Annotated in this window: 24 protein-coding genes; 16 read left to right on the forward strand and 8 right to left on the reverse strand. The window is 70.9% G+C overall.

Annotation, left to right across the window (positions count from 1 at the left end; all coding sequences use genetic code 11):
- Positions 1–77 precede the first annotated feature (77 nt).
- Both ACFP2V_RS32850 and ACFP2V_RS32855 read left to right on the forward strand, forming a co-directional pair.
- Complete coding sequence (locus ACFP2V_RS32850) at positions 78–1,349, forward strand: GNAT family N-acetyltransferase (RefSeq protein WP_381218926.1); 1,272 nt, start codon at positions 78–80, stop codon at positions 1,347–1,349.
- A gap of 336 nt (positions 1,350–1,685) precedes the next feature.
- Positions 1,686–2,612 (forward strand): winged helix-turn-helix domain-containing protein, encoded by a 927-nt coding sequence (locus tag ACFP2V_RS32855; protein ID WP_381218927.1) that lies wholly within the window; start codon positions 1,686–1,688, stop codon positions 2,610–2,612.
- A gap of 44 nt (positions 2,613–2,656) precedes the next feature.
- Here ACFP2V_RS32855 and ACFP2V_RS32860 read toward each other — a convergent pair whose 3' ends face one another.
- The gene (locus tag ACFP2V_RS32860) at positions 2,657–2,845 is read right to left on the reverse strand and encodes a hypothetical protein (protein WP_381218928.1); all 189 of its coding nucleotides are present in this window, start codon (positions 2,843–2,845) and stop codon (positions 2,657–2,659) included.
- A gap of 170 nt (positions 2,846–3,015) precedes the next feature.
- Here ACFP2V_RS32860 and ACFP2V_RS32865 point away from each other — a divergent pair, with 170 nt between their 5' ends.
- Both ACFP2V_RS32865 and ACFP2V_RS32870 read left to right on the forward strand, forming a co-directional pair.
- Entirely contained in the window at positions 3,016–3,900 is an 885-nt protein-coding gene (locus ACFP2V_RS32865) for a GntR family transcriptional regulator (RefSeq protein ID WP_381218929.1), read from the forward strand.
- Complete coding sequence (locus tag ACFP2V_RS32870) at positions 3,900–4,673, forward strand: HAD family hydrolase (protein ID WP_381218930.1); 774 nt, start codon at positions 3,900–3,902, stop codon at positions 4,671–4,673. The genes ACFP2V_RS32865 and ACFP2V_RS32870 overlap by 1 nt, the downstream gene beginning before the upstream one ends.
- On the opposite strand, the gene ACFP2V_RS32875 is transcribed toward ACFP2V_RS32870, so the two are convergent.
- Positions 4,664–4,924, reverse strand: coding sequence for a hypothetical protein (locus ACFP2V_RS32875; RefSeq protein ID WP_381218931.1), 261 nt, complete (start codon positions 4,922–4,924; stop codon positions 4,664–4,666). The genes ACFP2V_RS32870 and ACFP2V_RS32875 overlap by 10 nt on opposite strands.
- A gap of 22 nt (positions 4,925–4,946) precedes the next feature.
- On the opposite strand from ACFP2V_RS32875, the gene ACFP2V_RS32880 reads away from it, so the two are divergent.
- The 5 genes from ACFP2V_RS32880 to rox all read left to right on the forward strand — a co-directional run bounded on the left by ACFP2V_RS32880 (position 4,947) and on the right by rox (position 13,044).
- Positions 4,947–5,141 (forward strand): hypothetical protein, encoded by a 195-nt coding sequence (locus ACFP2V_RS32880; protein WP_381218932.1) that lies wholly within the window; start codon positions 4,947–4,949, stop codon positions 5,139–5,141.
- Between the two features lie 245 nt (positions 5,142–5,386).
- Positions 5,387–7,669, forward strand: a complete 2,283-nt coding sequence (locus ACFP2V_RS32885; protein ID WP_381218933.1) for a phosphotransferase — start codon at positions 5,387–5,389, stop codon at positions 7,667–7,669.
- 126 nt (positions 7,670–7,795) lie between these two features.
- Positions 7,796–9,043: an aminotransferase class V-fold PLP-dependent enzyme gene (locus ACFP2V_RS32890; protein ID WP_381218934.1), complete on the forward strand. Its 1,248-nt coding sequence runs from the start codon at positions 7,796–7,798 to the stop codon at positions 9,041–9,043.
- A 770-nt stretch (positions 9,044–9,813) separates the two neighbouring features.
- Positions 9,814–11,262 carry an AAA family ATPase gene (locus ACFP2V_RS32895; protein WP_381218935.1) on the forward strand — a complete coding sequence of 483 codons (1,449 nt, stop codon included), beginning with the start codon at positions 9,814–9,816 and terminating at the stop codon, positions 11,260–11,262.
- Between the two features lie 351 nt (positions 11,263–11,613).
- A complete protein-coding gene (gene rox, locus ACFP2V_RS32900) occupies positions 11,614–13,044 on the forward strand; it encodes a rifampin monooxygenase (protein ID WP_381218936.1) in 1,431 nt (476 codons plus the stop codon).
- Between the two features lie 200 nt (positions 13,045–13,244).
- Here the strand turns inward: rox and ACFP2V_RS32905 are convergent, their stop codons facing one another.
- Together ACFP2V_RS32905 and ACFP2V_RS32910 are read right to left on the reverse strand one after the other, a co-directional pair.
- A complete protein-coding gene (locus ACFP2V_RS32905) occupies positions 13,245–14,126 on the reverse strand; it encodes a GNAT family N-acetyltransferase (protein WP_381218937.1) in 882 nt (293 codons plus the stop codon).
- Positions 14,127–14,226: 100 nt separating this feature from the next.
- Entirely contained in the window at positions 14,227–15,306 is a 1,080-nt protein-coding gene (locus ACFP2V_RS32910) for a protein phosphatase 2C domain-containing protein (RefSeq protein ID WP_381218938.1), read from the reverse strand.
- Between the two features lie 450 nt (positions 15,307–15,756).
- Between ACFP2V_RS32910 and ACFP2V_RS32915 the strand changes: the two genes are divergently transcribed.
- From ACFP2V_RS32915 to ACFP2V_RS32930, 4 genes are all read left to right on the forward strand, one after another.
- Entirely contained in the window at positions 15,757–16,482 is a 726-nt protein-coding gene (locus ACFP2V_RS32915; protein WP_381218939.1) for a class I SAM-dependent methyltransferase, read from the forward strand.
- Between the two features lie 191 nt (positions 16,483–16,673).
- Positions 16,674–17,279 (forward strand): helix-turn-helix domain-containing protein, encoded by a 606-nt coding sequence (locus ACFP2V_RS32920; protein ID WP_381218940.1) that lies wholly within the window; start codon positions 16,674–16,676, stop codon positions 17,277–17,279.
- Between the two features lie 77 nt (positions 17,280–17,356).
- Positions 17,357–17,971, forward strand: coding sequence for a hypothetical protein (locus ACFP2V_RS32925; RefSeq protein WP_381218941.1), 615 nt, complete (start codon positions 17,357–17,359; stop codon positions 17,969–17,971).
- A gap of 153 nt (positions 17,972–18,124) precedes the next feature.
- The gene (locus tag ACFP2V_RS32930) at positions 18,125–18,457 is read left to right on the forward strand and encodes a DUF2516 family protein (RefSeq protein ID WP_381218963.1); all 333 of its coding nucleotides are present in this window, start codon (positions 18,125–18,127) and stop codon (positions 18,455–18,457) included.
- Positions 18,458–18,510: 53 nt separating this feature from the next.
- On the opposite strand, the gene ACFP2V_RS32935 is transcribed toward ACFP2V_RS32930, so the two are convergent.
- From ACFP2V_RS32935 to ACFP2V_RS32945, 3 genes are all read right to left on the reverse strand, one after another.
- Positions 18,511–19,953 (reverse strand): PP2C family protein-serine/threonine phosphatase, encoded by a 1,443-nt coding sequence (locus ACFP2V_RS32935; protein WP_381218942.1) that lies wholly within the window; start codon positions 19,951–19,953, stop codon positions 18,511–18,513.
- Between the two features lie 362 nt (positions 19,954–20,315).
- Positions 20,316–21,572 (reverse strand): C40 family peptidase, encoded by a 1,257-nt coding sequence (locus tag ACFP2V_RS32940; protein ID WP_381218943.1) that lies wholly within the window; start codon positions 21,570–21,572, stop codon positions 20,316–20,318.
- 237 nt (positions 21,573–21,809) lie between these two features.
- Complete coding sequence (locus ACFP2V_RS32945) at positions 21,810–22,601, reverse strand: class I SAM-dependent methyltransferase (protein ID WP_381218964.1); 792 nt, start codon at positions 22,599–22,601, stop codon at positions 21,810–21,812.
- 395 nt (positions 22,602–22,996) lie between these two features.
- Here ACFP2V_RS32945 and mshA point away from each other — a divergent pair, with 395 nt between their 5' ends.
- The 3 genes from mshA to ACFP2V_RS32960 all read left to right on the forward strand — a co-directional run bounded on the left by mshA (position 22,997) and on the right by ACFP2V_RS32960 (position 25,766).
- Positions 22,997–24,334 carry a D-inositol-3-phosphate glycosyltransferase gene (gene mshA / locus ACFP2V_RS32950; RefSeq protein WP_381218944.1) on the forward strand — a complete coding sequence of 446 codons (1,338 nt, stop codon included), beginning with the start codon at positions 22,997–22,999 and terminating at the stop codon, positions 24,332–24,334.
- Positions 24,327–24,848, forward strand: a complete 522-nt coding sequence (locus ACFP2V_RS32955; protein WP_381218945.1) for a type III secretion system chaperone family protein — start codon at positions 24,327–24,329, stop codon at positions 24,846–24,848. Before mshA ends, ACFP2V_RS32955 begins: the two co-directional genes overlap by 8 nt.
- Positions 24,849–24,962: 114 nt before the next feature.
- Positions 24,963–25,766 carry a hypothetical protein gene (locus tag ACFP2V_RS32960; RefSeq protein WP_381218946.1) on the forward strand — a complete coding sequence of 268 codons (804 nt, stop codon included), beginning with the start codon at positions 24,963–24,965 and terminating at the stop codon, positions 25,764–25,766.
- Positions 25,767–25,859: 93 nt separating this feature from the next.
- Here ACFP2V_RS32960 and ACFP2V_RS32965 read toward each other — a convergent pair.
- Positions 25,860–26,345: helix-turn-helix transcriptional regulator (locus ACFP2V_RS32965; protein WP_381218947.1), on the reverse strand; the 486-nt coding region annotated here is incomplete at its 5' end.

Genomic DNA, 26,345 nt, shown 5'->3' on the forward strand with positions numbered 1-26,345 from the left:
TGGCCGGGGCTGAGGGCGGACGGGGGCGGTCGGAAAAGCGCGCGACACCTCCTCAGGAGGCGACCTACCGTGAAGCCATGACCTCCAGCGCCGGAACGCCCCGCACCGACATCGACGTACGCCCGATCACCGAGGCCGAGTTCGCCGACTGGAACCGGGCCCTGAACACCGGGTTCCTGCGGGAGCCCACCTCTTCTCCGGAGGTCCTCGACACCCGCCGTCTGCAGTTCCTGCCGGGCCGGTCACTGGGGGCCTTCGACGGCGGCCGCTGCGTCGCGACGTTCCGTTCCTTCCCGCAGGAACTCACCGCGGTCGGCGGGGCCGCCGTGCCCGCCGACGCCATATCGAACGTCACCGTCAGCCCCACCCACCGCCGGCGCGGTCTGCTCACCCGCATGATGGCGCAGGACCTCGCCGCCGCGAAGGAGCGCGGGGACGTCGTCGCGACCCTCATCGCCGCCGAGTACCCGATCTACGGCCGCTACGGCTTCGGCCCCGCCACCTGGGCCACCGAGTGGACCGTCGACGTCCCGCGCACCGCCCTCGACCCGCGGTGGGCCCGCCCGGAGGACGGCGGACGGGTGGACCTCGTGGACGCGGAGGACGTGCGCAAGCTCGGCCCGGAGCTGCACGAACGGCTGCGCGGGATCCAGCCGGGCGCGGTCAGCCGGGCCGACCTGTGGTGGAAGACCGCCACCGGCGCCGTGCCCGTCCCCCCGACGTGGAACGAGCCCTACTTCGCCGTGTACCGCTCGGCGGACGGCGAGGTCGAGGGACTGGTCTCCTACACGGCGGACGACAAGTGGGGCGATTCCAAGCAGCCGTTGAACACGGCGCGGGTGAACTGGCTGCTCGCGGTGAGTCCGGCCGCGGAACGGGCGCTGTGGCGCTACCTGTGCTCGATCGACTGGGTCGTGAAGGTGAAGAGCGGCTGGCGGGCCCCCGACGACCTGCTCCCGCTCCTCCTGCCGGACCCGCGCGCCGCCGCCGTGACGACGCACGCGGACTGGCTGTGGGTGCGCCTCCTGGACGTCGTACGGGCGCTGGAGGCCCGGACGTACGAGGCGGCCGGGTCGCTGGTGCTGGAGGTGGCCGACGGTGCGGGGCCGGCCGGCGGGCGCTACCGGCTCCAGGCGTCGGCGGACGGCACCGGGACGTGCGCGGCGACCACCGAGGACGCCGATCTGACCCTGGACGTCGGCGAGTTGGCGATGCTGTGGCTGGGCGACGAGTCGGCGGTGCGGCTGGCGGCGCTGGGCCGGGTCCGGGAAGAACGAGCGGGCGCCGCCCGTGAGGCCGACGCCCTGCTGCGTACGTCCAGGCGTCCATGGTGCCCGGACCTGTTCTGAGCGCTGCCGCGCTCCCTCGGTGTCGTTCGCTCCTCCTCCCCCTCGTCCGGCGGGTGTCTGTGCATCCGTAGCTGTTCCTGTTGTTCCTGCTGTTCAGTTGTGGTTGTCGCGCTGGTGCTGACCGACCGGGTTCCCGGCTCCCCTCCGGAAGGGAAGCCCGGTCGGCGGCTTGAGGAGTGGTCCCCACCGTCACCGTGATGGCCAACCTCCCGGGAGGTTCGACCATGTCACTCAAGTTGGCGACCAACTTCTTTTAAGTTATCTCCGCTTGAATGCGGCTCATAACCACCTTCAACTGAACTGCCAAAAGATGGCGAGAAGTTGTAGGGTTTCGGCGTGGATCCGGAATACGCCCCTGTCAATGGACGGAAGAGGTCACAGCGGCCACAAAGGACACATCGCGAGGTGGCCGACGAGTTGCGCGCCCGGATCAGGTCCGGGGAGCTGAGGCCTGGCCAGCGCATGCCCACTCAGGCGAAGCTCGCGGACGAGTTCGGCGTCGAGCGCGGTGCCGTACGCCAGGCGCTGCGCATCCTGCAGTCCGAGCAGTTGCTCACCAACGTCGCCAAGGGTGCCCCGGCGACCGTCGCCGGCCACCCCGGTGGTGCGCCGACCGGCCCGGGAGCGCCGCCCCAGCCCACCACGGCGGCCCTCACGCCTCGTGTCGCGGCCGCCTTCGAGGCCGAGCACGTCGAGATCGACGCCGTCTGCCTGACCGCGATATCCCTCACCCTCGCCATCGGTGAACCGCTGCGCCAGATCCATGCCGGACGGATGAAACCGGCCAAGGTCGACGTCCGCGTCCTGCTGCCCGGCAGGAACATCGACCTCGCCTTCCCGGTGGCGGTCGAGGGCCCCGGCGGCGGCCGGGACGGCGACCGTGGCGACGACCCCGTGCACGAGCGGTGGCTGGCGATGCGCAACGCCCAGGGGCAGGTGCTCCGGCACAATCTGCTCGCCCTGCGCGCCACCCACGGCATCGACGTGCGGGTCTCCTTCCGGGCGCTGCCCTTCACCCCGCCGGTGAAGCTGTACCTGCTCAATGGCGTGGAGGCGCTGTTCGCCTACTACACGCTGTCCCGCGGCGAGGCGCAGATCGACCAGGAGAACGTTCAGACGTACGACGTACAGGGCACCCGCTCCGCGTTGTTCGCGTTCGAGCAGGGCGCCGGGATGCGGGACGGCGCCTTCGTGACGCAGTCCCAGCTGTGGTTCAACGCGTTGTGGGAGACGATCAGTTCGGAGTTGCAGCTCACGAGCTGACGTCTCCCTGCCCCATGGGCAGGGGCTCGGCACGTACGGGTGGTTCAGAGTGCGGGCCGCGCCACCAGCAGCGCGAGCAGGACGGCTCCGGCGGAGCTGACGCCCGGCCTGCGGGCCTTGATGCCGACGGTGAGCAGCAGCAGGCCGACGATGCCGGCGATGCCGTACTTCCATTCGACGTACTGCTCGAGGGTGACGACGAGGATCGCGGAGACGAGAGCGAGGACTGGCACGATGTTCCCCCTTCGTGCTGCTTCGTGCTTTCCTGTGAGCGGAAGCGGAACGTCCGCCAACTTGGCCAAGTTGGTAACCAACTCTGGCTAGGTTGTCCCCACTTGGCAGGCACTTATAAACAACTTTCCAACAACTCCCCATAGATGGATCAAAGTTGTAGCGTTTGGTCGTGGCCCAGGAGGGCGTCGAAGTGAACGGCAACAGCAGTAAACCGCCCCACTCGCCCCAGGAGATCGCCGACATCCTGCGCGAACGCATCCGTGCCGGGGAGCTCAGGGCCGGCGAACGCCTGCCCACCCAGGCCGAGCTCGCCGAGGAGTTCGGCGTGGAACGCGGCGTCGTCCGCCAGGCACTGCGCGTCCTCGCGGACGACGGCCTGCTGAGCAACGTCAGCAAGGGCAGTCCGCCCCGGATCGCCGAACCGGCCCCGGCGTCGGACGAGCCCCAGCCGACCATGGTCGGTCTCGCCTCCCGTCTCACCGAGGCCTTCTCCGCGCCGCACGTCCGTATCGACGTCGTGTCCCACACCTCCGAGACGCTGATGGTCGCCGTCGGTGAACCCGTCCGGCTGATCCACGAGGGCAGACTCCGCCCCGAGTCGATCGAGTTCCGTGTCCTCCTGCCGTCCCGGACCATCAACCTGGCCTTCCCCGTCCTGGTCGACGGGGACGCCGACGGCGGCGATCCGGTCCACGAGCGATGGCTGCAGATGCGCAACGCCCAGGCCCAGGTGCTCCAGCACAACCTGCAGGCCGTCCGCCACACCCACGGCATCGACGTGCGGGTCTCCTTCCGTGCCCTGCCCTTCACCCCGCCGATGAAGCTGTACCTGCTCAACGGCCAGGAGGCGCTGCTCGGTTACTACATGCTCGCCAGGCGCGAGGAGGAGTGGGGCACCCAGACCCTGGACATGTACGACGCCCTCGGCTCCCAGTCCCTGCTCTTCTCCTTCGCCAAGCAGGCCGGGCAGCGGGACCAGGCGTTCGTGGAGGAATCCCAGAAGTGGTTCGACGCCCTCTGGGAAACCATCACAACGGACCTGACACTCTCCTAGTGACTTCTGACGCGACGCAGACTGAATCGGTGACATACGAGACCGAGAACGACCAGAAGGACCTCAATGATCCGGACGAGCTGAAGGAACTGGTCAGCGGCGCCCGTGTCGTGCTGTGGGACTTCGACGGGCCCGTCTGCCGCCTCTTCGCGGGCCACTCGGCGGAGCGGGTGGCGACGGACCTCGTCGAGTGGCTGGAGGGCCGGGGCCTGCACGGCCTGCTCACGGAGCCCGAACGCGAGTCGCTGGACCCCCACGCGGTGCTCCGCGCCGTCGACCGCGGGCACCCGGGCAGCGACCTGGTGGCCGAACTGGAGGCGCGGCTCACCCAGGAGGAAATGCTGGCCGCCTCCTCGGCACGGCCCACCCCCTACGCCGACCCCCTGATCCGCACCTGGACCGCGGTGGGCTCCCGGCCGGCCGTCACGACGAACAACTCCCCCCGCGTGGTCCGCGCGTACCTCGCCAACCGCGGTCTCCTCGGCTGCTTCGCCCCCCACATCTACGGCCGCACCCAGCAGCTCAGCCGGCTCAAGCCGGACCCCCACTGCATCAACCGCGCCCTGAACGCCATGGGCGCGCCCCCGGACTCCGCCCTGATGATCGGCGACACCCCCTCCGACTTCCACGCCGCCCGAGCGGCCGGCGTGCCCTTCCTCGGCTACGCCCGCGACGAGGAAAAGGAAAAGGCACTGCGCACCGCGGGCGCCACCGCGATCCTGTCCTCCCTGGAACCCGTACTCGCCAGGATCCGCACCGCATCTCAGGCCTGAACCATCAGCAGGGCCGGCAGCAGGGCGGCGCCGACAGCACGCCCGTCCCGCCGGGTCCGCGCCCATATGCCGATGAGAAGCAGGAGCACCAGACCGACCACACCGAGTTCCTTCTCCGCGACCAGTCCCAGGAACAGTTCGCCGAGTCCCGCGAGGATGTGGAGCTGACAGACCGGGAAGCCGGTGTCGTCGGTCGACCTGCAGGTCCGTCGGACACCGCTGACGCCCGCCTTCAAGCTGTATCCGCCCAACGGTGTCGAGGTCCTGCACGGGATGTACGAGGTGATCAAACGGCCGATGGAGCTGGAGGCCGACGAGGTGATCGCGGCTCTGGACGTCCTGGGCCTCGGCGCCACCCTCACCCGCCATGGGGAGGATGCGGACCCGACGTCTCCGGGCTCGGTCTTCGTGGACAGCATGCGGCAGTGGTTCGACTCGGTGTGGAACCTGCTCTCCACCGATGCCTGAGCCGGACCCGGGCCGGCTTCCCGCAGCATGCCCGCACCGACTGGGCAAACGCTCTCCGGCGCTCGTATCAAGAGGCTGACAAGCCCATCCCGCACGAGCTCGCGCGGCCCTCACGCAGAGTGGTGGCAACCCACCCGGTGCGCCTGGCGCGCTACTCCGGCGCGCGTCGTTCCCCGTGCGTGACAAGGGCCTCATGCTTACCGTTTGCCATGTCGTGGACTCCTTTCGCACCTCCGGAGCGGTCAGTGGGCGCACCCCCTCCTCCCCGTCCCACTCCCGGGAAACGTCCCCTGCCCGACCAGGGATACCGTGCCTTCGTCGACCTGGCCGAGCGGGAGGGGCAGGCGATCGGCGGCCACCACAACCGGAACTACGTCGTGCCGGTCACACCGGCCATGGCGAAACCGCTGGGTCGTGAGGCCGGTACCTCCGTGACCGTGCGGATCCGGCGTTCCGGGGTGCTGCCGGTGGTGATCAGAACCTGGCAGCACGAGGAGGAGATCCTCGGCGCCCTCAAGGGCGTCCTGCCGCATGTGCCCGAGGTCCTGGCCAGGGGAGACGGGTTCGCGATCCACAGCTATGTGGAGGGGGTCCCGCTCTCCGGCGTCTGCGGGAACGGCAAGCGTGTCGACTCCCTGCTCGTCCAGGAACTGGCCCGGCTCCTGGCCCGGATGGCTCTGGTGCGCCGCAACGGTCTTCCTCCGCTGCCACGCGCCTGGCCCCACAACGACACGGACAGCCAAGGCTTTCTGCGCGGGTTGACACGTCTCGCGGATCAGCAGATCAGGCAGCCCAACCGGACGGCGTTCGGCGGGCTGTTCGCGGCTCTGGGTATTCCCGAGGACGCCCTGCTCAGGCTGGCCGACCGGGTACCCGCCATGGCGCGGCGACCGTACAGCCTGCTCCACGCCGACCTGCATCGCGACAACCTGATCCTGTCCTGCACCGGCGACCGGCCGCCCATCTGCGTCGACTGGGAGCTGGCGACCTACGGTGATCCGCTGCACGACCTGGCGACTCACCTGGTGCGGATGCGGTATCCGGCACACCAGCTCTCCGAGGTGGTGGACGCCTGGGCGGACGCCATGCGGGAGGTCCGTCCGGCCGCCGTCAACGGTCTGGGCACGGACTTGCGCCACTACATGGCCTTCGAGCACGCCCAGTCCGTGTATCCCGATGTCATGCGGGCGGCGCGATCCCTGGAGGAGTCGTTCACCCAGAAGAGGCTGGACGAGGCGACGGCGGAAGTGCGCAGGGCCCTGGAGGCGGCTGCCGAACCGCTGCGGCTCAGGAGCGTGCCGGGTGGTGGGGAGACCGAAGGGGCACTGTTCCGATGGCTGACGGCCCGTGACGGCCGCCATCGTCCTGGCCGCGCCCCGATCTCGGGAGCCTTCGCCTGGCAGCCGGACCGGCGTCTCGAACAGCCCGTCGATTTTCCGGAGTCCGCGGTGCGGAAGGCCCTGGCACTCGAGGGAGCGGCTCCGGCGAGTCGGGTGTTCAAGGGGACCGCGCACCTCAACTCGGTGGTGTGTGTATCGGGTTTCGACCGTCCCGTGGTCGTCCGGCGGAAGCTGCCCGAGGAGTGCCGAAGGGAACGCAGTGTCCTCAGCGAGCACGCCGTGCTGCGGGCCATCGAGGAGGCGTCCGTCCCCGTGGCCGCGCCCAGGGCCCTGGCGCTGGGCGTCAGCTATCCGGAGGACCCTTTCGCCATCCATACCTACGTAGGGCCGGACGACAGCGGCCGCCCCCCGGACCACCCGGTCAACGGTCTGCTGCCGCACGAAGCGGACGGTCTCGTGGACCAGCTCCGCGCCCTGACACGGGTGGACTACACACCACTCGATCCGCTGGCGGGGGCGGGGGGTTTCCACCGCCGGCTCAAAGACCAACTGGTCCTGCTGGTGGCCGAACTGCCCGAGAGGTCACAGCGGCTGGCGCGGCATCTCGGGCTGCCGGACGTCGACCGCCTCGAGCAGATCCTCTCCCGTCACGCCGTGAGCGACCGAAGGCCCTCCCTGCTGCACGGCGACCTCAACCCGTGGAATCTGGTACGCGGCGACGACGCCTTCGCGCTGACCATCATCGACTGGGAGATGGCCCTGGTCGGCGACCCCCTCTACGACCTGGTGCGCCACATGCACCTGACACCCACCCGTCCGGAGATCCGCGACCGGATGTTCCGCCGCTGGGAACGCCGGCTGCCGTCCGAGTACACCCGTGACTGGCAGAAGGACTGGCAGGTGTACCGCTTGCTGGAAATCGTGCGCTCCGCCTACATCGACCTCGACCGCATCGTGACCGGAGCCGGCCTGGACGCTCCCAACGTCCAGCGCGCGGTGGACTCGTACGCGATGACGCTGGCCGTGGCGACCGGCTCGCTCGGCCTTCCGGTCCGTTCCACCGCCGATCCTCTTCTTGCCCGTGCCCTGGTGCAGGCGGAGCACCGGACGCCGGACGAGTCACCAGACGACCGGGGCGTAGCCGTCACAAGTCATCCGACCTGTCGTGTCGCAGGGGGGTTGTCATGACCGAAAATCTCGTGCCACCATCCCGAGTCGTCCTGTGTCCTGGGCCTTCCTGTTCCGGGGGTCCGATGACTGCCGGTGCGAGAGAGCTGTACCCGGGGCTTCTCCCGGGACCCGGAGGGGAGTCATGTGAGCGAGACCGAGGTCACCACCGCACCGCGGCCCCTGCTGCTGGCCGACGGCCGGCCGGCCCTCCACGCGTGGTCGCTGGACCCGGCCCTGCGCCACCTCAACCACGGCTCGTTCGGGGCGGTCCCGCTGGCGGCGCAGGAGCACCAGCAGCGGGTGCGGGAGGAGATGGAGAGCGCGCCGGTGGTCTGGTTCCCCGCGCTGCCGCAGCGGCTCGCGGAGGCCAGGGTCGACCTCGCCGCGTTCCTCGGGGCGCACCCCGGCGACCTCGCCCTGGTGCCGAACGCGAGCGCCGGTGCCAGCGTCGTCTTCGCCGGCCTCGAGCGCCGCCACGGCGGGGAGATCGTCGTCACCGACCACGGCTACGGCGCCGTCACCATGGGCGCCGAGCGCCTGGCACGCCGCTGGGGCGGCCGGGTCCGTACGGCCACGGTGCCGCTGGACGCGGACGAGGAGCAGGCGTACGAGGCGGTGGCCGCCGAGCTGAGCGACGCCACCGACCTCGTCGTCGTCGACCAGATCACCTCGCCGACCGCCCGCCGCATGCCGGTGGAGCGGATCGGCGTCGAGACGCGGCGGCGCGGTGTCCCGCTGCTCGTCGACGGCGCGCACGCGCCGGGGCTGATCGCCGCCCCGCTCGCCGGGCCGGCCTGCGACTTCTGGGTCGGCAACCTGCACAAGTGGGCCTGCGCGCCGCGCGGCACCGCCGCCCTGGTCGCCCGCGGCCCGCAGCGGGACGCCCTGTATCCGCTGATCGACTCCTGGGGGGCCGAGGACCCGTACCCCGACCGCTTCGACCAGCAGGGCACGATCGACGCCACCGGCCCTCTCGCCGCCGCCACCGCGATCGGCCTCGTCGAGAGCACCTGGGGCTGGCCCACCGCCCGCCGGTACATGGACGACCTGGCCGGTTACGCCGAGCGGACCATCGGCGCCGCGCTCGCCGGACTGACAGGCTTCGACGGCCCGGTGGACGTCGGCATGCCCGTGCCCGGGATGCGGCTGGTGCGGCTGCCCGAGGGACTGGCCGACAGCCGCATCGCGGCCGACGCGCTGCGCGACCGGGCGGCCGGGGAGCTGGGGGTGGAGGCCGCCTTCACCAGTTTCGACGGCATCGGTTATCTGCGGCTCTCCGCCCACGTCTACAACACCGCCGAGGACTACGAGTACTTCGCCGAGCACTGCGTTCCGATCATCGGAGAGTGGGCCCGCGCGGCCCGCGCAGAGAAGCGGCACGGCGCTTCCTAGCGGCGTCCGGCGTCCGAGCCCCTGGCGGCCCCGCGCTCAAGGACACCCTGACCCCCGGGGCCGGTGCGCGGGCGCGGGCCGGGGCCGACACGTTCCGCACCGACGGGGCGGCGGTGGCGGCGAAGCTGCTGCTCGACGCGGTCAGCCGGGAGAGGGGGCCCATGTCCGGGTGAACCGGTCGGGATCGCCGTGCCGGGGAGAGGGCCCGGCACCGGGCCGCACCGCCGCCTCGGAACGCCCGACGGGACCGGCATACATGATCCCTTCGTCTTCGTCTTCGTTTTCGCCGGCCGCCACATCGTCCAAGGCCTCACTTCGGGTGCGGTGAAGGGTCGAGCGGCCGGGCCGGACGACAGGAGGGCGCGGCCTCGGATCCGGCGGCGCGCTCCTCGCCTGTCGGGCGAGCCGGTACGCGTCGGCCTCCCGCATGAGTTCCTGAGCACGGATCCGATGCAACTCGAAGTGCATGCCGTTCACCACCGTTCCTGACGCCGGGCCCTCTGCCCGGCCCTCCTGAGACTCCGGCCTCACCCAAGGTGAAGGTCAACCACCGGCGCCCGCACCGCCGGGACCGTCACCTCGTGGGACATCACCGCACGGCATCCGATCGGCTCAGGGCCGCCGCACCCGCGTGACCGAAAGCCCCCCGCCTCGTTCTTAGAGATGTACTTCTAAGAGGTATGTCCCTAAGAGAGAGGGGGACCGCTCCCATGGCTCGGTCTCTGCCTTGGCCGCCGTCCCCGGCGCGCAGTCTTCCCAGACCGCCGGACATGTTCGACCGGGAGTGGGAGTGGAGCGAGCTGACGGCGTTCGCGACCGCAGAGGGCGCGGGCCCGAGGCTCGGGGTGGTGTCGGGACGTCGTCGTCAGGGCAAGAGCTTCCTGCTCCAGGCCCTCGCCGACGCCACCGACGGCTTCTACTACGCGGCCGTGGAAGCGTCGGCCGCCGAGTCCCTGCGTCTGCTGGGCGAGGCAATCGCCCGCTACACCGGCGCCGCCTCCCCTCCGCGGCCCGCCACCTGGGACGAGGCACTGGAGCTGCTCTTCGACCTGGCGGCCGAACGGCCGGTGACGGTGGTGATCGACGAGTTCCCCTACCTGGTACGCAACGCCCCCGCCCTGCCCTCACAGCTCCAGGCGGCGATCGGCGTGCGGTCCGGCCGTCATCTGACCCGGCACCCGCGCATTCTGCTCTGCGGCAGCGCCATGTCGTTCATGGACGGACTCCTCTCAGGAGGGTCGCCCTTGTACGGCCGTGCCGGGCTCGACCTGACCGTCCACTCGCTGGGCTACCGGGAGGCCGCCGAGTTCTGGGGCATCGACGATCCCCGGCCGGCGGTCCTCGTCCATGCCATCGTCGGCGGAACCCCCGCCTATCGGAGGGAGTTCGTCGACGACGACGTACCCGAGGGCGCCGACGACTTCGACGCCTGGGTCTGCCGTACCGTCCTCAACCCGGCGCGCCCCCTCCACGGCGAGGCGCCGTACCTGCTGGCCGCCGAACCGGACCTGCGCAGCCGCTCCCTCTACCACTCGGTACTCGCCGCGGTGGCCGGCGGCAACCACACCAGCGGCGGCATCGCCGGTGCGGTGGGGCGCAAGGCGACCGACATCTCCTTGCCGTTGACCGTCCTCAAGAACTGCGGCCTGCTGACGTTCGAACCGGACGCCTTCCGCGCCAACCGCACCGCCTACCGCATCGCCGAACCACTGATCGCGTTTCACCATGCCGTGGTACGTCCCCAGGCAGCGCTGCTGAGCCGCCGTCGGCGTGCCGCGCAGGTCTGGGAACACAGCCGGAGCACCTTCCTGAGCAAGGTGGTGGGCCCGCATTTCGAGCAGCTGTGTCGCCAATGGGCCGAGTGGCACGCGGCCCCGGAGACGTTCGGCGGCATGCCGATCCAGGTCTCGGCCGGCACCGTCGTCGACCCCGACAGACGTACGAGTCTGGAGGCCGACGTCGTCGTGCACGGCGCGATCGGCCAGGACCAGGGCATCCTCCTGTCCGTCGGCGAGGCCAAGTGGCAGAAGGTCATGGACCTCGGCCACCTCGAACGCCTCCGCCGCATCCTGCACCTGCTTGCCGCACGAGGCGTGGACACCAGCCACGCCACCCCCGCCTGCTACAGCGGCGCGGGCTTCACCACGGAGTTGCGGGCGGCCGCCGACCGGGGCGAGGTCCTGCTCGTGGACCTGGAGCGGCTGTACCGGGGCTCGTAGCGTCGTTCCGGTTCGGGCAGGTCGGCGAGGGGGCCTGGGAGGCCTGGGAGGCCTGGGAGGCCTGAGTGGCCTGGGAAGTCCGAGAGGCCTGGAGGACGAAACGAAAAAGGCAAGGAGAGAATCCGCCTCCTTGCCCTTCTCAACGTATAGCGCACCAGGGGGCTTGCGGCAAGGCCCCGGTCGTGCCGCAGAATCGTCGCCCTGGGCCGGAACCTGAGTAAACAGGCGATTCACGAAGTGTGTGCGTCGTTGTCGAGGTATGCGCCTCGTGTGGGGCGTCGAACCGTTGGCGGCGCGCGCGGCGCGGTTCGTGCGGCATCCGGCATCGTTCATCAGGGGGTTGGGGCTTTCATGAGTGACGTGATCGTGGTCGGCGGCGGGCCGACCGGGCTGATGCTGGCCGCCGAGCTGCGGCTGCAGGGTGTGCGGGTGCTCGTGCTCGAGAAGGGGGCCGGGCCGAGCGGGCACGCCCGTGCGCTGGGGCTGCACGTGCGCAGCGTCGAGGTGATGGATCAGCGCGGTCTGCTGGAGCGGTTCCTCGCGCTGGGCAAGCAGTACGCGGTCGGCGGTTTCTTCGCCGGCATCGACAAGGGGTGGCCCGAACGGCTGGACACCGCGCACGGGTACGTCCTCGGCATTCCGCAGCCGGTCACCGAGCGCCTGCTGACCGAGCACGCCGTCGCACTCGGTGCCGAGATCCGGTACGGCTGCGAACTGGTCGGGCTGAGCCAGGACGCGGACGGGGTGACTGCCGAGTTGACCGATGGCACGCGGCTGCGCACGCGCTACCTCGTCGGCTGCGACGGCGGCCGCAGCACCGTACGCAAGCTGCTCGGCGTCGGCTTCCCCGGCGAGCCCTCCCGGGTCGAGACGCTGCTGGGCGAGGTGGAGCTGGACGTACCGCCGGAGACGCTGGTCGCCGTGGTGACCGAGGTCCGCAAGACCCAGTTCCGGTTCGGTGTCATCCCCGAGGGGGACGGGGTGTACCGGGTCATCGTGCCCGCCGAGGGCGTGGCCGAGGACCGTACGGTCCCGCCGACCCTCGACGAGCTCAGGCGGCAGCTGCGGGCGTTCGCCGGCACCGACTTCGGCGTGCACTCACCACGTCGGATCTCCCGCTTCGGCGACGCCACCCGCCTCGCCGAGAGCTACCGGACCGGCCGGGTGCTGCTGGCCGGCGACGCGGCGCACATCCACCCGCCGACCGGCGGGCAGGGCCTCAACCTCGGTATCCAGGACGCCTTCAACCTCGGCTGGAAACTCGCCGCCGAGGTGGCCGGCCGGGCACCGGAAGGGCTGCTGGACAGTTACCAGACCGAACGACGCCCGGTGGCCGCCGACGTGCTGGACAACACCCGCGCGCAGATGCTCCTGCTGTCGGCCGAACCGGGATCCCAGTCGGTGCGCCGGCTGCTGTCGGAGCTGATGGACTTCGAGGACGTGAACCGCTACCTGATCGAGAAGATCACCGCGATCGGGGTCCGCTACGACTTCGGCGAGGGCCACGAACTCCTCGGCCGGCGACTGCGGGACGTGGGGCTGAAGCGGGGACGCCTGTACGAGCTGATGCACGGCGGACGCGGACTACTGCTCGACCAGACCGGTGGCCGGCTCTCGGTGGAGGGCTGGGCGGACCGGGTCGACCACGTCGTCGACGTCAGCGAGGAACTGGACGTCCCCGCGGTGCTGCTGAGGCCGGACGGACATGTGGCGTGGGTCGGCGAGGACCAGCGAGACCTGCTCGGCCGGCTCCCCAGGTGGTTCGGCGCTGCCGTCGGCTGAGCACTACCCCGCCCCGACCGGCCGGCCGGACTGTCGGCCGGCCGCTCGGTCACGGTACTGGGCAGATCGAACGGAACCGAACCGAACCCCTCCTCCGGGTGATTGCTCAGTCCGGCGCGATCACCCGGAGGGCGTCGTGGGCATGCCGACCAATCCTGTGATCCTGCTGCTGGTGTCCCGTGCCGCAGGTTCGCCGGTTCTCAACCGACTTCCGGTGCGGCGTACGAGAAGTCGTACGCGGCCCAGTCGGTGAGCGTGCGATAGCCGAGGCGCTGGTAGAGGGCGTTACTGGTGGGGTTGGACAGGTCCGCGAACAGGACGACCTCCCGCGCGCCCGCGGCCAGTGCGGCCCGGCTCACCTCCGCCGTCACGGCGCCCGCGTAGCCGTGCCCGCGCAGGTGGGCCGGGGTGTAGACGATGTCCACCTGGATCTGGCCGCCGATCATCGGGTTCATGCCCGCGAGGGAGACGGGAGTGCCGTCCGGGGTCTCCCAGAGCGTGTAGCGCTTGTCGGCGAAGCGGGTGCCGGCCCACGTGTCGTCGTCGATGGAGACGTCTTCCCCGACGGCCTTGGCGAACTCGCCGCACCAGAACATGACTTGGTCAAGGTCCTGCTCGCCCAGGACGCGGCCCCGGCCCGCCGGCAGCGGCTCCGGTGGGGTGAGTGTGCCGAGGCGGTACAGACGCAGCCGCGTGTCGCGGAGTTCCGGCGTCGCGCCGGTGTGCCGCTGCCAGGCCTCGGCGAAAGCGGTGGCGGTGCTGTGGTCCGCGCTGACGGAGGGAAGGGAGTGCCCGAGGGCGGCCAGACGGGCGGCGAGGGAGTCGGCCTGCTCGGGCGTGAGCGGGGAGAGTCCGAGACCACGGGGCGGGAGGCGGAAGAAGGTGGCGTGGACCTCGCCTGCTCGCTCCAGCACGCCGAAGGCGGGGGCTTCGGTGCCGAACGCCTCCGCCCCACGCGCTCGCACCCTCTCGGCCCAGGTCAGCTGCATGACGTGCCGGCCGGGCCGAGAGCGCAGGAATTCTCCGGCCCGGGCGAGGAAGTCGTCGACGTCTTCGGTGAGGTGCCAGTCGTCCGGTCGCATGCTTCATGATCCCCCGTGCTGGAGGTGTGCCCCGTGGTTTTCCGCCAGGGCGAGTCCGTGGGAGCGGACTGGTGCCACCCGGCGTGCGGGCCGCTCGCTCCTAGGGCTGGAGCTCCACGACATCGGCGACCACGCAGCTGACGTTGTCGGGGCCGCCGGAGCCGTTGGCGAGGGCGATGAGTTTGCGGACTGTCTGCTCCGGCTCCGTGACCTCGGAGATCACCCGGTGGATCTCTTCGGTCGGCACGACGGCCGACAGGCCGTCGGAGCAGAGCAGGTACCGGTCTGCCTGCCGGGCATCGTGCAGGCGCATGTCAGGGGTGCCCTCGGCTCCTCGGCTCAGAGCGCGTATCAGCAGCGACCGCTGGGGGTGGGAGGCCGCTTCCTCAGGGCTGAGGCGTCCTTCGTCGACCATCGACTGCACCATGGTGTGGTCGTGGGTGATCTGGAACAGCTCTCCGTCGCGCAGGAGGTAGACGCGGGAGTCGCCGATGTGGACGAGGGCGAGTTGTGATCCGGTCCAGAGCATCGCGGTGAGTGTGGTCCCGGCCTCTTCGGGGGAGGAGCCGGTCCCGGCGACACCGTGCACGGCCTGTTTGGCCTGCTCGACCGCGTCTTCGAGGACGTCGAGCAGATTGCCCGCCGTGATGCTGTCGGTTTCGAGGTGCTTGAGCGCGTCGACGGCGGCCGCGCTCGCGGGGGCTCCTCGACCGCCGAAGCCGTCGGCGACGGCGAGCAGACGGGACCCGGCGTAGGCGGTGTCCTGGTTGCTCTCGCGGACGAGACCGGTGTCGGAAAGAGCGGCGTAACGGATTCCCAGGGGCTTGGCGGTCGAGGTCATGGCAGGGTCCTTCCAGGACAGGTGGTCGATGAGGAAGGCGGCCAGGTCCCGTCGTGCGACGGTGTCGGCTTCGACCTGGGCCCAGAACGCGCGGATCTCCTGGGCCGCCGAGGCTGTCTCCAGGCCGCAGACGCGTCGGATGCGGGCCAGGGGCATTCCCAGTCGTCGGAGCCAGGCGACCAGCCGGGCCTGATCCAGTTGTTCCGGTGCGTAGAGGCGGTAGCCGGTCACCGGGTCGACACGCGCGGGGGTCAGCAGGCCGAGCTCGTCGTAAAGACGCAGCGCCTTCGGCGACAGCCGGGAGGCCTTCGCGAACGTCCCGATGGTCAGCAAACCCATGCTCGTCCCTCCTCATGCCGAGCACGTCGCCCGGCCCCAGCGATGCTGAGGGCTCCCCCAGGGTGAAGGTCAACCAAGGGTTCTGCCGGGCCCCGTCCGATGGTCTCCCCCTTGTGCGGGACCGCAGACCCATTCCTGCAGCAGTTCCTGGAACTGACGGATCGTCCGGACCGCCTCCGAGGCCGGATCGGCGCCGTGGTGCTCTGTGCCGCGGCCCGTGAACGCGCCCCACCTCGCCGCCCTCGTCCGCCTCGTCGAACGTCCCGAAGCCCGTGCGGCATGAGTGATCGCCGCCGATCCGCAGAACGCCACCCATGGATCCGGGTCACGGGCGCGGGAAGCGGGCGCGCATGGCGTCGATCCACGCGCATGGCGTCGATACAGGTGTCCCGGGACGTGGGCCCGCCGAACCGTAGACGCCCGAACGCGGTTGCCCATACGTTCGGTCGCATGGCTGACGAGTGTTTCGGGCATCCACGCCTCGCCGCGATCTACGACCCACTCGACCCTGACCGCAGCGATCTCGACGCGTACGTCCACATGGCGGATGAGTTCGAAGCGCGTCGGGTGCTGGACATCGGCTGCGGGACAGGCGTGTTCGCGCTCCTGCTGGCCGATCGCGGGATCGAGGTGGTCGGCGTCGATCCCGCCCAGGCATCCGTCGACGTGGCGCGCGGCAAGCCGGGCAGTGAGCGCGTGCGCTGGATCTGTGGTGATGCGGCGACGCTCCCGCCGCTGCGGGTTGACCTGGTGACCATGACGGCGAACGTGGCCCAGGCCATCGCCGATCCACAGACGTGGCGGGAGACCCTGCGAGGGGCCTACGAAGCACTGCGACCCGGCGGGCATCTGGTCTTCGAGACCCGGGACCCGGCCAGACGCGCCTGGGGAGAGTGGAACCGTGAGGCTTCCTACTCGGTGACGGAGATCCCGGGCGTCGGCACCGTCGAGAGCTGGGTCCAGCTGATCGAGGTGAGCGAACCGCTGGTGACGTTCCGCTGGACGTACGTGTTCGGCGCGGACGGGCAGGTGCTGACGTCGGATTCCACTGTGCGTTTCCGTGGGCGACAGGAGGTCGAGGCCGAGCTGACCGCGCAGGGGTACGTGGTGGAGGACGTACGCGACGCTCCTGACAGACCGGGCAGGGAGTTCGTCTTCGTCGCGCGACGTCCGTAAGGGCAGCCTGCAAGAGATCTCACTGCGCGGAACGACCGGGACTCATCACTTCACCGAGCAGATCCAGTGGGAAACCCGCACAAGCGCGGGGAAGGGACACCGGGGGTGGATCACGCTCGGCCGTGCACAATATGGCGCACTATTGCAAGCAGGTGCTTGCAATAGTTAGCGAGGTGCGGCAGGGTGGAGGCATGGCATCACTCAACGTCGGCAATCTCGGTGACTATCTACGCGAGCAGCGGCGCAACGCGCAGTTGTCGCTGCGGCAGCTCGCCGATGCCGCCGGGGTGTCCAATCCGTATCTGAGCCAGATCGAGCGCGGGCTGCGCAAGCCGAGCGCGGAGGTGTTGCAGCAGGTCGCCAAGGCGCTGCGGATCTCCGCCGAGACGCTGTACGTGCGCGCCGGCATCCTCGACGCCGAGCGGGACCGCGACGACGTGGAGACACGGGCCGTCATCCTCGCCGATCTCGCCCTGACCGAGCGCCAGAAGCAGGTGCTGCTCCAGATCTACGAGTCCTTCCGCAAGGAGAACGGGTTTGTGGGTCCCGAGGACGGTGAGACGACGGGAAGTGCCGATGCTGCTCAGGGAGCCGAGGCCGTGGAAGTAGTCGCGGAGGCTTCGGACACCGCGGACGGTTCCGGGGGTGGTGCCGGGATACGGCGGGGGCGTCAGGGCGGTGGCGGTGCGTCCGCCAAGCGCCGGCCTCCCTCCACCAGTAAGGGCGGCACGTCCGCCAAGCGCCGCCCCCGTACAACCGGCGGCACCGACACCGATCCGCAGCAGACGGCCGGCTGAGCCGGACCAGGGCACCGGCCGCCGCCGCGGATCACACAGACCCTCAGCCGAAAAAAGAATCCGGGAGGACCCTCACCATGGCCATCACCGACGACCTGCGCAAGACCCTCAGCAACCCGACCCCCCTCTACTTCGCCGCCGGCACCGCCGACCTCGCTCTGCAGCAGGCCAAGAAGGTGCCGGGGCTGGTGGAGCAGATCCGCGCCGAGGCTCCCTCGCGCATCGAGGCCGTGCGTCACGCCGACCCGAAGGCCGTCCAGGAGAAGGCGACCATCAGGGTCAAGGAGACGCAGGAGACCGTCCAGGCCAAGGTCGGCGAGTTCTTCGGCTCGCTCGACACCGACCTCAAGAAGTTCGGCGAGACCGCTCAGGACCTCGCCCTGCGTGGCGTCGGTGTCGCCGCCGAGTACGCCGTCAAGGCCCGCGAGACGTACGAGAAGGTTGCCGAGCACGGCGAGCAGACCGTGAAGACCTGGCGCGGCGAGGCCGCCGAGGGCATCGAGGACTTCGCCGTCGCCGTCGAACCGAAGGCCGAGCCCAAGCCGAAGCTCGAGGTCGTCGAGGTCAAGGAGGACGAGGCGGGCAAGGCCGACCCGGCCGCCTTCGCCTCCGACGAGGCGAAGAAGTCCGCCGCCAAGAAGGCTTCGATGCGCAAGGCCACGACCAAGAAGCCGACGCCGCCCGCCAAGTAGCCGCGAGCGGAGCGACAGCGGTGAGCAGTGGGGGGAACTGAACGGGCTGGGCACTCTCTCGGTGCCCGGCCCGTTCTAAGGACAGCCGGCCGGCGGTTGCGGGTACGGTGACCGCGTAAGGACGAGCCGAATCGGGTGGTGGACGTTGTGCTGATGCAGGGCTTCGCTGGGTTCATGTGGCTGCTGAGCATGGCCCTGATCGTTTTCAGCGGGTTCGCGTTGATCGACGCGGCCATCCGCCGTGAGGACGCCTATCGCGCGGCGGACAAGAAGACCAAGCCGTTCTGGCTGATCATCCTCGGGATCGCCTTCGTGGTGAACCTGATCTTCAACATCCTGTCGTTCCTGCCGATCATCGGGCTGATCGCGACCATCGTCTACATGGTCGACGTCCGTCCCGCCCTGCGCGGCCTCTCCGGCGGCGGGCGCAGCCACCGGGGCTCCAGCAGCGACGGCCCCTACGGCCCGTACAACGGCGGACGGTAGAAGGCACCGGACCGGAGCGGACCGGAGCGGACCGAGAACTGGACCGGCCACGGTTACGGCTGCGGCACCCGGTCCAGGAGGAGTACCGCCACGTCGTCGGTCAGCTCGCCGCCGTTGAGGTCGCGGACCTCGTTGACCGCCGCCCGGAGCAGTTCCTTGCCGCGCAGGCCGTCGGTGAGCTGACGGCGGACCATGCCGACCATGCCGTCCTGGCCGAGCCGTTCCCCGCTGTCGCCGACGCGGCCCTCTATCAGGCCGTCGGTGTAGAGCATCAGGCTCCACTCGGCGCCCAGTTCCACCTGTGTACGCGGCCAGCGGGCGCCGGGCAGCAGCCCGAGCGCGGGGCCGTTGTCGTCGTACGGCAGCAGCTGCGCGGGGTTTCCCGGGCGGGCGAGCAGCGGTGACGGATGGCCGGCCAGGCACAGGCCCGCCTCCCGGCCATCGGGGGAGATGTCCACCGCGCAGAGGGTCGCGAAGATCTCGTCGTCCGCGCGCTCGTGTTCCAGCACCTGCTGCAGCGTGCCCAGCAGCTCGTCCCCGGACAGGCCCGCCAGCGTCAGCGCCCGCCAGGCGATCCGCAGCTCCACGCCGAGGGCGGCCTCGTCCGGACCGTGGCCGCAGACGTCGCCGATCATGGCGTGCACGGTGCCGTCCGGGGTGCGGACGACGTCGTAGAAGTCACCGCCGAGCAGGGCGCGCGAGCGGCCCGGACGGTAGCGGGCGGCGAAGCGGAGCGGGGAGCCGTCCAGGAGCGGGGTCGGCAGCAGTCCGCGTTCCAGCCGGCGGTTCTCCCGGGCGTGCAGTCTGCCCTCGGCGAGCCGGCGTTCGGCCGAGTCGGACCGCTTCCGCTCCACCGCGTACCGGATCGCCCTGCTCAGCAGCCTGCTGTCCAACTCGTCGCGGAAGAGATAGTCCTGGGCGCCCACGCGCACCGCCTCGGCGCCCCGCTCGGCGTCGCCGGACGCGGTCAGCGCGAGGACGGCGTGCCGGGGCGCGAGCTCCAGCACGTGCTTGAGCACGGCGAGCTCGTCGGCGCCCTCACCGCCGCCGCTCTCGTCACTCCCGCCGCTGCCGCTGCTGCTGTTCGCGCTGTTTGCCGCCCGGCTGCCGGGTGCGGGCAGGGCGAGGTCCAAAAGGATGCAGTGGACGTCGTCGGTCAGCAGCCGCGCGGCCTCGGTGAGGTTGCGGGCGGTGCGGACGCGGATCGGCTTGCCGCTCCGGTCGAGCAGGTCGGGCACGATCGGCGAGCCTGCCGGGTCGTCCTCGATCAGCAGCAGGGTGAGGTTGGTGGGGGCGGTCGAGGTCGCCTCGGCGCTGTCCGGCGTGATCCTGGTCCTGACCTTCCCCATGTGGTTCGCGGCGTGTCCCGCCGTGTGCGGGGCCTTCGTCCCTGCCTCCGGGGCGCCCTCGGTGGGGCCGCTGTTCATGGATGCGGCGTGCGCCTGACCGCTTTCCGCGGCCGGGAGCGTTCTCTGCCGCGGTACGGGTGCGGGCATGGTTCCGGGTTCCTTCCCTCCCCCCGAGGGCGTGGTGGGGGGTGTGGGCTCTCGGCCCGTCCCGTGCTCACCAGCTTTGTGCGAGCAGGGGCGCCCCTTTCCAGCGGGGACGATAGCGGGTGTCGGCGCCGCAGCGGAATGGTGTGCAGCACGCCGTTCGGCCGTCAGCCAGTGTCATATGCCGCGTTATGGGCAGCAGTTGGACAGGCTCGGAGATGCAGCCGGAATGACGAACGTCACGTCCGCGGGGGTTTGACGGCGCCAATTGCGTGGATTGGGTCACATGGTGCAGGTCACGGGCGGAGCGAGCGGGGCGGGTCGAGCGGGTCGAGCGGAGTGGGAGGGTGCGGGACCCGGGTCGTTCAGTCCGCGGCCGTGTCCGCGCCCGGGCGCGCCTTCGCGTCCTCGGTCGTGTGCGATGCCGCGTCCGCGTTTCCGCTCCCGCTCCTGCTCTCGTTCCTGCTCCCGCTCCCGTTCTTGCTCCCGCCCGCGTTGTCGCTTCCGCTTTCGCCGGCGGTCCCACCCGGGCGTACCACCCCGAGGATCGGCATCGAACCGGCGCCGGCGGTCGTCACCGTCCGTCCCGGGCGCGGGGCGTGCACCATGGCGCCGTCGCCGATGTACATGCCGACGTGGCTGGCGTCGTCCCAGTAGATGATGAGGTCGCCCGGCCGCATGTCCTTGACGGCGACGCGCGGCAGCTGCCTCCACTGTTCCTGCGAGGTGCGCGGGATGGCCTGCCCGGCCGATAGCCACGCCTGTGAGGTCAGCCCCGAGCAGTCGTAGGCCTTTGGGCCCTCGGCGCCCCACACGTACGGCTTGCCGAGCTGAGCGGTGGCGTACGCGACGGCCTTCTCGCTCTGTCCGGTCGCCTCGGCCGCGGTGCCTTCGAGTGCGCCGGAGTTCAGCCAGGCGGCCTGGGCCTTTTGGGCGGCCTGCCGCTCCAGTTCGGCCAGGCGCTCCTTCTCCTCCCGCTCCAGTTCGGACTCGATCTTCTCGGCCGCCGCGATCTTCTTCTCGATCTTCCTCTGCGCCTTGGCCTTGGCCCTGCGGCCCGTTTCCAGCTTCCGCCACTGGGCTTCGGCGTCCTCCGCGTACTGCTCCAGATCCTCCTGGGTACGCCTCATGTCACCGAGCAGGCCCTGGGCCGCGTGCTGGCCCTGACGGATCCGGCCCGCGCCGACGAGGAAGTCCTGAGGGTTGTCGCTCAGCATCAGATGGGCCTCGGGCGGCAACCCGCCGCCGCGGTACTGGGAGGCGGCCGCGGTGCCCGCGCGGTCCTTCAGATCGTCCAGCTTCTCCTGGCCCTTGACGATCTTCCCGGTCAGCTTGACGATCTCGGCGGACTGCTGCTTCGTCTTCTCCTCGGCGGCGTTGTACTCCTCGGTGGCGACGGCCGCCGCGCGGTAGAGCTTGTCGATCTTCTTGCGTACGGCTTCGAGATCCTTGGACGGTGCGGCCTCGGGGCCCGCGCCGGGATGCGTGCCGGCGCTCGCGGTAGCGCTCGGGGAAGGTGGGGGGATGGGGGCCGCGAACGCCGCGCCGGGTGCCGCCAGCACGGTGATCGCGCAGACCACGGTCACCGCCGTCGCCGTCAGAGTGCGCCTGTCCGCCTTCATGACCCCGCCCCCAAACTGATTAACCAATCAGTAACATCCCGTCACTCGGGGGATGTTGCCACGCCGACCTGTGAAGTGACCAGAGGTGACACTTCCCGTACCTCCCTCCTCATCATGACGATCACCCCGTCGATGTGACGAACGACTCACGGGGATCGTTCCTGGCGCCGGTCCGGATGTCGGAGCGCCAGAGCGCCGACTCGCCCTCGGAGTGCCGGCCCGCCCCCGCGTGCCGACTCACCCCCGGGGCGCCAGGGCCTCCCACCGCACCGTGACTTCGCCCTGCCGCCACCGCGCCGGGCCGTCCGTCACCGGCCAGTCGGCCGCGAGATTCCGCACCGTACGGATCCAGCGCTGGCGGGCGCCGTACGAGGCGTAGGGCGCCGCCGCCGCCCAGGCGCGGTCGAAGTCGCGCAGGAAGGCGTGCACCGGCTCGCCGGGGACATTGCGGTGGATGAGCGCCTTCGGCAGGCGTTCCGCCAGGTCCGAGGGGCGCTCCAGGGAGCCGAGGCGGGTCGCGAAGGTGACCGTGCGCGGCCCTTCGGGGCCGAGGGCGACCCATACGTGCCGCCGTCCGATCTCGTCGCAGGTCCCCTCGATCAGCAGCCCTCCGCGCGAGCCCCGTCCCGGGGCGGCCGGGGCGAGTCGCGCGCACAGCCGCTGCCACACGGCGGCGACCTCGGCCTCGTCGTACTGGCGCAGGACGTTCGCCGCGCGGACCAGTGTCGGCCGGCCGGGGAGCGGGATCTCGAAGCCGCCGTGCCGGAAGGACAGCCCCTCGCGCTCGTACGGGCGGGCCGCCGTGACCCGGGCCGGTTCGATCTCGACGCCCACCACCCGCGCGCGCGGAGCCACGGTACGGAGGCGATGCAGCAGCTCGACCGCCGTCCAGGGGGCGGCGCCATAGCCGAGGTCGACGGCGACGGGGTGGTCGGCGCGGCGCAGTTCGGCGCCGTGCGTGGCCGCGATCCAGCGGTCCATGCGGCGCAGGCGGTTCGGGTTGGTCGTCCCGCGCGTCACCGCGCCCACGATGGGGGTGCCCCCGCCCATGGGGGTCCCCCCGCTCGAGCGGGGCCGAGAGCGGGGGAGGAGCCGAGAGCGGGGGAGGGAGGTGGCGCGGGCGGTCATGCGTACGAGGGTATGGGGGTGCCCGGAACAGGCCCGAATCAGCCGGTGCCACGCGTCCTGCCCGCCCTGCGCACCCTGCGCACCCTGCGCGTCCTGCTCGTCCTGCTCGTCCCGCGCACCCTTCGCGTCACGCGCGCCCCGCGCTCGAACGGTTGAGCGACACCCGGTAATGATTCGGTAAAGACCCGATCCGGGAGGGTCGCCCGGAAATTGGAACGCATCCTTCCGGTGTTGGGGACTGGAGGGCGCACCGTATGCCCCCCCAAGGCCATGCCCGCAGCGAGGAGGACCGGCACGTGAGCCAGTACATCGCCAGGCTCGGGCGGCGCTCCCCCGCCGCACCCCCGCGGCTGCGCCTGTACCGCAGGCCCCGCCGTGTGGCGATGCTCTCCGTGCACACCTCTCCGCTCCACCAGCCGGGAACCGGCGACGCCGGCGGCATGAACGTCTACATAGTGGAGCTCGCCCAGCGCCTCGCCGCGATCAACATCGAGGTCGAGATCTTCACGCGCGCGACCGCCGCCGCCCTCCCCCCCACCGTCGACCTGGCGCCCGGTGTCCTCGTCCGGCACGTCGACGCGGGCCCCTACGAGGGCCTCGCCAAGGAGGAGCTGCCGGCCCAGCTGTGCGCCTTCACGCACGGTGTGATGCAGGCGTGGGCCGGTCACCGGCCCGGGTACTACGACCTGGTCCACTCCCACTACTGGCTCTCCGGCCACGTCGGCTGGCTCGCCGCCCAGCGCTGGGGCGTCCCCCTGGTGCACGCCATGCACACCATGGCCAAGGTCAAGAACGCCAGCCTCGCCGCCGGCGACACCCCCGAACCGCCGGCCCGCGTCATCGGCGAGACCCAGATCGTCGCCGCCGCGGACCGGCTGATCGCCAACACCGCCGAGGAGGCGGACGAGCTCGTCCGGCACTACGAGGCCGAGCGGGACAAGGTCGCCGTCGTCCACCCCGGCGTCAACCTGTCCCGCTTCCGCCCCGCCGACGGACGGGCCGCCGCGCGCGCCCGCCTCGGCCTGCCCCAGGACGCCCTGATCCCGCTCTTCGCAGGCCGCATCCAGCCCCTCAAGGCTCCGGACGTGCTGCTCCGCGCGGTCGCCGTCCTGCTCGGCGAGCGTCCCGAGCTGCGCTCGAGGATCTGCGTCCCCGTGGTCGGCGGTCCCAGCGGCAGCGGCCTCACCAAGCCCGAGGGGCTGCAGAAACTCGCCGCGCGCCTGGGCATCGCCGACGTCGTACGGTTCTGTCCGCCGGTCGGGCAGGAGCAGCTCGCGGACTGGTTCCGGGCCGCGTCCGTCCTCGTCATGCCGTCCTACAGCGAGTCCTTCGGGCTGGTCGCCATAGAGGCGCAGGCGGCCGGTACCCCGGTGCTCGCGGCCTCGGTCGGCGGACTGCCGGTGGCCGTACGGGACGGGGACACCGGTTTCCTCGTCCAGGGCCACGACCCGGGCGCGTACGCGCGCGTGCTGCGCGACTTCGCCGACGCACCGGACCTCGTCGACCGGATGGGCGGGGCCGCCGCCCGGCACGCCCGGTTCTTCGGCTGGGACAGGGCGGCCGCCGCCACGGCCGACGTCTACACGGCCGCGACGCAGGCGCACCGCCGTCACGTACGCTCCCACCATGGCTGACAGGGCGGCGGCGGAAGCGGAGCAGCGGGCGGCACAGGTCGTCGAGGGCGTACTGAAGGACGCCGAGCTCGACTGGGAGAGTCCGGCCCCCGGCACGTACGTGGTGAAGCTGCCCGGCACCCGGAAACTGTCCACGACGGTCTCCCTCATCGTCGGCCGCCACTCGCTCTCCCTCAACGCCTTCGTCGTCCGCCACCCCGACGAGAACGAGGCGGCCGTCCACCGCTGGCTCCTCGAGCGCAACCTCAAGCTGTACGGCGTGGGTTACGCCGTGGACCCGCTCGGCGACATCTACGTCACCGGCCGTTTCCCGCTGGCCGCCGTCACTCCCGACGAGGTCGACCGGCTGCTCGGCCAGGTCCTGGAGGCGGCCGACGGAAGCTTCAACACCCTTCTGGAGCTCGGGTTCGCCACCGCGATCCGCAAGGAGCACGCCTGGCGGGTGTCGCGCGGCGAGTCGACCCGGAACCTGGACGCGTTCGCCCGGCTGATCGAGCGGCCCTCGGACAAGTAGGGACCGCGCGGGCCGGAGCCGGGGGAGGTCCCGAACGCACGCGCGAGAGCGTGCTGTTATCCTGCCGCGATTCGGACCCCGGTCTCAGGGGTCCCGTGCATGAAGAGGACGTGCATGCGCACAGGAAGATCCGCCCTGACGGCCGCGCTCACGGGAGCATTCGCCCTCGTGGCGTTCACCGCACCGCCCGCCCAGGCGGCGGACACCGGTGTCAAGGTGACGAACATGGTCGTGAACAAGGGCAAGCCCATCGTCGTGGGCATCTCCGAGGAGAAGTACCCCAGCGTCAGCTTCCGCATGACCTGGCCCGCGGGCCACTCGTCCCGCGACATCACCGCGTTCCCGTACCTGTACCACGACACCACGGCCGCCAAGGGCCTGGACAAGGGCGGCATCTACACGGGCTCCGTCACCTATTACGACGCCACCCCCCGCGCGGCGGACGTCGACGGCGATCTCTACATCGACCCCCGCTGGACCCTGGACTCCAACAACGACGCCACCACCTGGAAGATCGCTGTCTGGGTCCGCCTCTGGGCCACCGGGACCAAGCTCAAGGCCGAGGAGAATCTGACCGGTTTCGGCACGGTCCAGGTCAAGCGCGCCGCGCGGGCCACGGTCAACGCCTCCCCGGAGCCGGTCGCCAAGAACAAGACGCTCACCGTGACGGGCAAGCTGACGCGCGCCGACTGGGCGAAGCACGCGTACACCGGCTACGGCAGCAAGCTGGCCAAGCTGCAGTTCCGCAAGGCGGGCACCAGCACCTACACGACGGTCAAGACCGTGCGGGCGAACTCCACGGGCGCCCTGAAGACCACGGTGAAGGCCACCACCGACGGCTACTGGCGCTGGACGTTCGGCGAGACGTCGACGACGGGCGGGGCGACGGCGGCGGGTGACTACGTCGACGTGAAGTGACGCGGCGGCACACGACAGCCGCCGTCCGGTCGTCAGGTCGTCCGGCCGTTCAGTTGTTCGCCGTTCGGGGCCGGTGACCCGTTTGCGCAGGGGTCACCGGCCCTCCGCGCGGTAACGGCCCGGAGTGACCCCGACCAACTTCCGGAAGGGCCGCGTGAGATGGGTTTGGTCGTAGAAACCGGTGGCCACTGCGACCTCGCTCGGCGCCCGCCCGTCGAGCAGCAGCCGACGGGCCCGCCCCACCCGGCGGGACATCAGGTACCGGTGCGAGGCGATGCCGTAGGCGCCGCTGAACGCCCTTACGAGAGGGGCGGGATGGGCGGGCGGCAGCCCCGCGGCCTCCGCCAGTCCGAGCCCCTCCACGGCCCGCTCGTCGAGCAACTCCCGCAGCCGCCGCGCGAGGACGGGATCCCGCCGGGACCCCGGTGCGCCGGCCCGGGACCGCAGACGGGCCCGCGGCCGCTCCCCGGCGAGGGGCCTGACGGAGGAGGACTTCGCGGTGGTGGGGGAGCGGCTGCGGCGGGGACAGGCCCTGAACCGGTGATCCACTGCTTCAGGGCCCAGGTCATGCGGTGACCG

The sequence above is a fragment of the Streptomyces incanus genome (assembly GCF_042656345.1).
In the GTDB taxonomy this organism is placed as follows: Bacteria; Actinomycetota; Actinomycetes; order Streptomycetales; family Streptomycetaceae; genus Streptomyces; species Streptomyces incanus.